Raw genomic sequence first — 8,074 nt, 5'->3', positions numbered from 1 at the left:
GTATAATCCAGATACTAAGAAAACACCAGAAATCACAAAGCCAAAGAAGTGATTTTTTGCTGCTGAAAGTTGTAAAGTGTATCTCATAATCGTAATTTTTAGTAAAATTATTTCTAAAAATTAAGGCCAGGTAGAGAAAAACACCTGTTTTATAACGGAAAAGCACCCTTTTTATTCGGGTTTTTCCACCAATGATTCTTTTAGTTTTAGTAATTCTGCTTTCACAAATTCTAATCGATCAATCATCGATACGGTTTCAGAGATTTTCGAATTGGTTGTTAAAGCGATTCTAGCACCATCGAGTGTATAACCTTTTTCTTTAACCAGATGATAGATGATTTTTAAATTTTTAATATCCTCTGGTGTAAAATATCGGTTTCCCTTCTTGTTTTTTTTGGGTTTAATAATTGGGAATTCCTGCTCCCAATAACGAATCAGAGATGCATTGACGTCGAAAGCTTTTGAAACTTCGCCAATAGAGTAGTAGAGTTTATCCGGTAAATTAACTTTCATTTGGAATAGGTAAGAAAACAAAACTAAACAAAAATACAGACTTTGTAAAACAATTATTCAGAAATTACTTTAGTAAGCAATCTCGATTTTAAGTTTTTTATTTTTCAATCTTTGATTTTCTAATTTTTTCAATAAAGCAACTACTTTTTGTCTGTTCACTGCAACATAAGAAGTGGTATCTTTCACTTCAATCAAGCCGATGTCATCTTTTTCTAATTCTCCTTTTTTAATTAAAAATCCTACGATATCTACTTTGTTTACTTTGTCTTTTTTACCAGCGCTGATATAAATGGTCAGAAATGGCGTTCTTGCCGGCATTTTATAGTCTTGGGTAAGAACTTCTTCTGGTGTATTTTTTTTAATGAAAGGGAAATTTTCATCTTCGGTCATTATTAAATAGACAAAACCTTTTGCGTTCATTCTGGCAGTTCGTCCATTTCTATGAATAAAGGCATCTTCTTTTGGCGGTAATTGATAATGCACAATCGACTCCACTTCAGGAATATCTAAGCCTCTGGAAGCCAAATCGGTCGTTATTAAAATTCGTGAAGAATCATTTTTGAATTTCAGCAAAGCACGTTCTCGTTCATCCTGTTCCATTCCTCCATGAAAGGTTTCCCGGGAAATTCCTTTCTCCTTTAATAACGCTGAAATACGATCTACCGCATCTCGGTGGTTGCAGAAAATAAGTGTTCTTTTGTTTCCGATTTTACAGAGTAAAGTAAATAAAGTATCTAATTTTTCTTCTGAAGTAGTTATTACTTTTCTCAGTTGAAAATCTGGTTTTACTTCTAATACTTTTAGAAAATCTACTGTTTCAGAATTATTGATTCCCGTAAATTTTGGGATGTCAGGCATTGCGGTGGCAGAAATCAATATTCTTTGCGAAAGATTCGGCATTTCATTAATAATGAAACTCATATCGTCATGAAAACCAAATTCCAGTGATTTATCGAACTCATCTAACACCATCGTTTCAATCGATGTAGGATCAAAATTACCGTTTTTTAAATGGTAAGCGATTCTCCCTGGAGTTCCTATTAATAGTGCAGGAGCTTCGATTAAATTGTTGATTTCTATTTTTTTATCATGACCGCCATAACAAACGGTAACTTTATAATCGGTTCCCATGCTTTTGAAAACCTGTTCGATTTGTAAAGCCAATTCGCGGGAAGGAACTAATATGATGGCTTGGATTCCACCATTTCTTTTTTTTAAATTTCTTAAAATTGGAAATAGGAAAGCAAGTGTTTTTCCCGAACCTGTAGGCGATAGAAGAATAACGTCTTTGTTGTTTTCCGAAACTTTATAAGTGGTTTTTTGCATTTGATTCATGTCCTGAATCTGCAAATTTTGATAGATTGTCTGTAATTCCATTTTGCAAAGGTAATGGAATGCATTTATTAATAACTTTAATTATACTAAAAATGATAAAGAAATTTCATTAATAATGATAGGTATTGTAAAATAATAGCGTAATTTTGCACCACTTTTTGTGGAAGCATTTGGCTAAGGTAAAACATTAACAACTAACATCTTCTGTATTTTTCAAACAACCACATTGAGCCAGATATTGAAAGATAGAGAATACAAATTATTTTATTATGTCAGAAACGACAGACAAAGCAGTGGTTCTTTTGAACCAAAACGTAGCTCCAGAACAGTTTGATTGGGATTCATTTGAATCAGGTCTTGATGCAGAATCTAGACAAGAGAAAAGTGACTTAGAAGAAATCTATAATGGTTCTCTTAACAATCTTCAGGACAACGACGTTCTTATCGGTAAAGTTGTAAGACTTACTGACAAAGAAGCGATTGTTGACATTAACTTCAAATCTGAAGGAGTGATCTCTTTAAACGAATTCCGTTACAACCCAGCGCTTAAAGCAGGTGATGAGGTTGAAGTAATGGTTGACAGAAGAGAAGATAAATCAGGTCAATTACAATTATCTCACAGAAAAGCGAGAATCTTGAAAGCTTGGGATAGAGTGAACGAACTTCACGAAACTGGAGAAATCGTAAACGGTTTTGTAAAATCAAGAACAAAAGGAGGTATGATCGTAGATGTACATGGTATTGAAGCATTCTTACCAGGTTCTCAAATCGACGTGAAACCAATTAAAGATTACGATCAGTTCGTAGGTAAAACAATGGAATTCAAAGTTGTGAAAATCAACCCAGAATTCAAAAACGTTGTAGTATCTCACAAAGCGTTAATCGAAGCAGATATCGAAGGTCAGAAAAAAGAGATCATCGCTCAGTTAGAAAAAGGTCAGGTATTAGAAGGTACTGTTAAGAATATTACTTCTTATGGTGTATTCGTTGATTTAGGAGGTGTAGATGGATTAATCCACATTACCGATCTTTCTTGGAGCAGAGTGAATCACCCATCAGAAATCCTGGAAGACGGACAGACTGTGAAAGTGGTAATCCTTGATTTTGATGACGAGAAAACAAGAATCCAGTTAGGTATGAAGCAATTAGAAGCTCATCCTTGGGATGCTCTTTCTGCAGATCTTAAAGTTGGAGACAAAGTGAAAGGTAAAGTAGTAGTACTTGCTGATTACGGTGCATTCGTAGAAGTTGCTCCAGGTGTTGAAGGTCTAATCCACGTTTCAGAAATGTCTTGGTCAACTCACTTAAGAAGTGCAGGTGATTTCGTAAAAGTAGGAGACACTGTTGAAGCAGAAGTTTTAACTTTAGACAGAGAAGATAGAAAAATCTCTTTGGGTATGAAGCAATTAAGCCAAGATCCTTGGTCGAATATCGAAGCGAAATATCCAGTAGGTTCAGAACACACAGGAACAGTAAGAAACTTTACTAACTTCGGTGTATTCGTAGAATTGGAAGAGGGTATCGACGGATTGATCTATATTTCTGATCTTTCTTGGACTAAGAAAATCAAGCACCCATCAGAATTCTGTGCAGTTGGAGATCAATTGAAAGTTGTGGTTCTAGAATTAGATACCGCAGCGAGAAGATTATCTTTAGGTCACAAACAACTACAAGAAAATCCTTGGGATAAATTCGAAACTAAATATGCTGAAGGAACTGTACACACAGGAACAGCAACTGAAGTTTTCGACAAAGGAGCTCAGGTTCAGTTCGAAGATCTAGAAGTTGAAGCATTCTGTCCATCAAGATTATTAGAGAAGGAAGACGGATCTAAAATCAAAAAAGGAGATAGCGCAGATTTCAAAGTAATCGAATTCAACAAAGAATTCAAAAGAGTAGTAGTTTCTCATACAGGAATCTTCAGAGACGAAGAAAAGAAAAATGTAAGAGAAGCATCATCTAATACTTCATCTAACAAATCAACAGGTTCTTCAAACAATGAAGAAAAATCAACTCTTGGTGATTTAGACGTATTAGCAGAATTGAAAAAGAAAATGGAAGGCAAATAATCCTTGATTTTCAAACTATAGAATTTGAGCTGTCGAAAGACAGCTCATTTTTTTTGTTCTTTTTTGTTTGGAGATTTATTAATACTCTTACTGATCTCATTTTTTGAAGAAATATTTATAAAATTACGTGTGAATTATTATTGAATTTGCCTTGTAAAGTATAAAAGTAAGTGAGGATCTATATTCCATCTGCATTTCACAGTGCTTTGTGTTCTTATAAAAAGGAATGTGGGTTTTATTTTAAATTTTCTATGTTAAAAATGCAATACTTGTCTATTTTTTTTATAAATTCGGCGATAAATAATTAATATATATGAAAAATAGAAATTTACCTTTGAAGCTTGCGGCAGTTTGCTTCTTGTTCTCTTTCGGGAGCGGGAAGGCGCAAGATTTTAAGACGATTATTCAGAATCACCTTTCTGCACAGAATAATTTCAAGAAAGCTGATTTAAAAAATTTCGAAATCATTAATGAAGATTTTTCTACATCAATGAATGGCGAGGTGATCAAAATTCAACAATCTTATAATGGGATTCCTGTTTATAATGCAGTAGGCACCGCTTTAATTAAAGAAGATAAAGTGATGTACTTCGAAGATGATTTTGCAAAAAATTATGCAAGTACAGCTAGGCCAACTTCAGCAATTGCTAATCTTACTGTTTTCGCAAATGCAGCACAGAGTTTGGGTCTAAAGAATGCTTCTCAGTACCAATTAATAGGAATTAATGAAAGTGATAAAGACGGTATTCCGACGGTGAAAAACAGATTAATCTATTTTCAAACTGAGAATAGTGATTTGAGATTGTGTTATGAGTTTATTTTCGAAGAGAAAGGAACTTCAAATTACTGGGATATTCTTGCTGACGCAACGACCGGTGAAATTCTAAACAAACAAAACCTTACCGTTTCTTGTAACTTTAAGCATGATGCTTACAGCCACGATTATTCAGCTCATGTACCAGAAGGTTTTGCAAGCGATTTCGCTTCAAGTAAACAAGTCGGTCCTTTAGCTGCTCTAGATGCAAGTTACAGAGTTTTTGCATTGCCTTTGGAAAGCCCAAGCTTTGGTGCTCGAACTTTGGTTAATAACCCTTGGTTTACAGATGCTTCCCCAGATGGATGGCATTCAATTTTAGGAGGAACTTACGTTGGAACTTACAATACAACAAGAGGAAATAACGTAATGGCGTATGATGACAGAGGAAATAAAAATGCACCAGGAGCTTATGCTGATGGTGGAGCAAACCGAGTTTTCGATTTTCCATTTATTGTAAATGATACTACAGGAAATCTTAATGCGGCAACAACCAACTTATTTTACATGAATAATAAGGTTCACGATATTTTCTACCGTTTAGGCTTTACTGAAACCGCAAGAAATTTCCAAGCATGGAACTACGGTAAAGGTGGTGCACAAAATGACTATGTCATGGCTGAATCGCAAGATGGTGGTGGAAGAAACAACGCTAACTTCGCAACACCTGCCGATGGTTCTAGACCTAGAATGCAGATGTACCTTTGGGATCCAGGAGTAATCCAACGTTTTTACTATAATACTCCTGCAGAAGCAATCGGTCGCCCGGTAGAAGCTTTGATCTCAAGTACTTTCGGTCCAGAGTTAGATGCAATCGGGGTAACAGGTGATGTTGTTTTGTCTGCAGTTTTAGACGGATGTACTGCTTTGCCAGCCAATTCACTTGTTGGTAAAATCGGCTTGATTCAAAGAGGAGATTGTAACTTTACGGATAAAGTTAAAAATGCACAAATAGCAGGTGCAAAGGCAGCAATTATTTACAGCATGCCAGATTCTACAGTTACGGCAGGAATGGGCGGAGAAGATCCTACAGTAGCCATTCCATCAGTATTAATCCCATATACTGAAGGGGTTTATTTAAAAGGTCTTTTGGCTGCTTCAACTCCTGTAAATGTTACTTTGAAATATGATGCAGACATACAGCCAATTCGTGATGGTAGTTTTGATAATGGTATTGTAACTCATGAATACGGTCATGGTATTTCTAATAGAAATACAGGTAATGGTTCAACTTGTCTTTCTTCAAGCAGTTCCAAAGAACAAATGGGTGAAGGTTGGTCTGATTTCTTTGCTTTAATGTTGACGAATCAACCAAACGCAACAGCAGATGTAGCTAGAGCAATTGGGACTTATGCAATTGGCAAGCCTACTACAGATGATGGAATCAGACCTGCAAAATATTCACCAGACTTCGGAATCAATAATTATGGATATGGTGATACCAATGGAATGGAATATAACAACGGAACTTCCATAGTTCCAGATGTACATTCAATTGGATTCGTTTGGGCAACCATGCTTTGGGATCTTCATTGGAAATATGCTGAGAAATACGGTTACTCTTCTGATGTAATGGCAAATGCTACCAATGGAAGTACAAGAGTGTTGCAACTAGTTATTAATGGTTTGAAATTACAGGCTTGTAGCCCAACATTCATTGACGGAAGAGATGCTATTTTAGCCGCTGAAGCTGCAAATACAACTACTGGTGGTGCAGACAAATGTATGATCTGGAGCGTTTTCGCAAACAGAGGTTTGGGTGTTAATGCTTCTTCTGGTTCTAAAACCAATATCAATGATCAAGTAGAAAGCTTCGATGTGCCAGAAGAATGTGCTTTGGCAACGAGCAATGTTTCTGTAAATAAAGCAATGAGTATTTATCCAAATCCAGCTAAAGACGAATTCTTTATTAAGACAGCAAAAAGCGTGTTAGGAAAAGTAAGCGTTGAAATTTACGATGCTTCCGGAAAATTAGTTTCTAGCCAGAAAATTTCTTCTACTGATGCTGTAAATACACAAGCATTACCAAATGGTGTTTATGTAGTGAAAGTTGAAGGATTAGGAGTTCAGTACTCTTCTAAATTAATGATTAAAAAATAGAATTTAATCAATAACTTTGAACCGTCTTGCTAAAATCAAGACGGTTTTTTTATGCAAACAACAGTTAATTTCGCAATCCATTCTAAAGGAATTATTTCAGAGCGTTTTCTGGAATTGGGTTTTAATGATTTTAAGTCCGCTGCCGAATTCGCAAAAATTTTACCTTACAAAAGAAATAACGCTAAAGAAAATAAACTTTGTGTTTTCAATGATTTTGGAGGAACGTGCAGTACCAAACATGCATTACTGAAGAATCTAGCTATTGAAAATGATTTTGCGGAAATTAATCTAATACTGGGAATCTTTATGATGAATGGAAATAATACTCCTAAAATTTCTTCAGTTTTAAAAAAATATGATTTAAAGGAAATGCCAGAAGCTCACAATTATTTAAAATATCAAAATCAAATCTTAGATTATACCCGCAAAAATTCCTCTCCAGAAAATTTTATTAATGATTTAGTAGAGGAAATAGAAATCCAACCATCCCAAATCACAAATTTTAAAATAGAATATCACCGAAGTTTTCTTAAAAAATATCTGCATGAAAATCCTACTATTACTTATAATTTATACGATTTCTGGCAGATAAGAGAAGAATGCATTATCGCTTTATCATATTAAAAAACCCATCAAAATAAATTGATGGGTTTCTTTTATGATTGTAACCTGAATTACTTTTTGTAAGCAGCGTCTTTAATTCTCGCTTTTTTACCTCTAAGGTTTTTGAAGTAGAAAATTCTTGCTCTTCTCACTTTACCTCTTCTGTCGATTTCAATTTTTTGCAAAGCTGGCATATTCATCGGGAAAACTCTCTGAACTCCAACATCACCACTCATTTTTCTGATGGTAAAAGTTTTTGTTGCTCCTGTACCTCTAATTTGAAGAACCACACCTTTAAAGAACTGAGTTCTGGTTTTAGCACCCTCTCTAATTTCGGTGTAAACAGTGATCGTATCACCTGCCTTGAATTTTGGGAATTCTTTTTTTGCAATGTACTTGTCTTGTACGTACTGTAATAAATCCATTTTTTTATAAAAAATTTGTTTTGTCAAGCTAAACAACGTTCACGCCCTTCGTCAGAGGTTGATTAACAGGTTGCAAAAATAAGACAAATTCTTCTAACAGCCAATATTTTACAGAATAAATTTTAAAAATAAAAGCAAATAACGATTCTTCTAAAAAATCAATAAAAATTCTTGTGTTTTGATGTACCTATAATTTCAAAAAATCTGTGCTAATC

6 protein-coding genes are annotated in these 8,074 nt (G+C 34.7%); 3 read left to right on the top strand and 3 right to left on the bottom strand.

What is annotated here, in order from left to right:
* Positions 1–171: 171 nt before the first annotated feature.
* Together WBY99_RS04605 and WBY99_RS04600 are read right to left on the bottom strand one after the other, a co-directional pair.
* Positions 172–513, bottom strand: a complete 342-nt coding sequence (locus WBY99_RS04605) for a MerR family transcriptional regulator (RefSeq protein ID WP_423975160.1) — start codon at positions 511–513, stop codon at positions 172–174.
* 69 nt (positions 514–582) lie between these two features.
* Entirely contained in the window at positions 583–1,890 is a 1,308-nt protein-coding gene (locus tag WBY99_RS04600) for a DEAD/DEAH box helicase (RefSeq protein WP_423975159.1), read from the bottom strand.
* 227 nt (positions 1,891–2,117) lie between these two features.
* Here WBY99_RS04600 and rpsA point away from each other — a divergent pair, with 227 nt between their 5' ends.
* From rpsA to WBY99_RS04585, 3 genes are all read left to right on the top strand, one after another.
* Positions 2,118–3,917, top strand: a complete 1,800-nt coding sequence (gene rpsA / locus WBY99_RS04595) for a 30S ribosomal protein S1 (protein ID WP_423975158.1) — start codon at positions 2,118–2,120, stop codon at positions 3,915–3,917.
* A 313-nt stretch (positions 3,918–4,230) separates the two neighbouring features.
* A complete protein-coding gene (locus tag WBY99_RS04590; protein WP_423975157.1) occupies positions 4,231–6,831 on the top strand; it encodes a T9SS-dependent M36 family metallopeptidase in 2,601 nt (866 codons plus the stop codon).
* A 51-nt stretch (positions 6,832–6,882) separates the two neighbouring features.
* Entirely contained in the window at positions 6,883–7,455 is a 573-nt protein-coding gene (locus WBY99_RS04585) for a hypothetical protein (protein WP_423975156.1), read from the top strand.
* A gap of 50 nt (positions 7,456–7,505) precedes the next feature.
* Here WBY99_RS04585 and rplS read toward each other — a convergent pair whose 3' ends face one another.
* Positions 7,506–7,859, bottom strand: coding sequence for a 50S ribosomal protein L19 (gene rplS / locus WBY99_RS04580; RefSeq protein WP_305519995.1), 354 nt, complete (start codon positions 7,857–7,859; stop codon positions 7,506–7,508).
* Positions 7,860–8,074 lie beyond the last annotated feature (215 nt).

Source organism: Kaistella sp. (assembly GCF_049588135.1).
Classification (GTDB): Bacteria; Bacteroidota; Bacteroidia; order Flavobacteriales; family Weeksellaceae; genus Kaistella.
This window is presented reverse-complemented; position numbering and strand designations above follow the sequence as displayed.

What these genes read in the sequence shown, in the direction of transcription:
- WBY99_RS04605 (WP_423975160.1), bottom strand. Translation starts at nt 513, where the DNA reads ATGAAAGTTAATTTACCGGATAAACTCTACTACTCTATTGGCGAAGTT.
- WBY99_RS04600 (WP_423975159.1), bottom strand. Translation starts at nt 1,890, where the DNA reads ATGGAATTACAGACAATCTATCAAAATTTGCAGATTCAGGACATGAAT.
- rpsA (WP_423975158.1), top strand. Translation starts at nt 2,118, where the DNA reads ATGTCAGAAACGACAGACAAAGCAGTGGTTCTTTTGAACCAAAACGTA.
- WBY99_RS04590 (WP_423975157.1), top strand. Translation starts at nt 4,231, where the DNA reads ATGAAAAATAGAAATTTACCTTTGAAGCTTGCGGCAGTTTGCTTCTTG.
- WBY99_RS04585 (WP_423975156.1), top strand. Translation starts at nt 6,883, where the DNA reads ATGCAAACAACAGTTAATTTCGCAATCCATTCTAAAGGAATTATTTCA.
- rplS (WP_305519995.1), bottom strand. Translation starts at nt 7,859, where the DNA reads ATGGATTTATTACAGTACGTACAAGACAAGTACATTGCAAAAAAAGAA.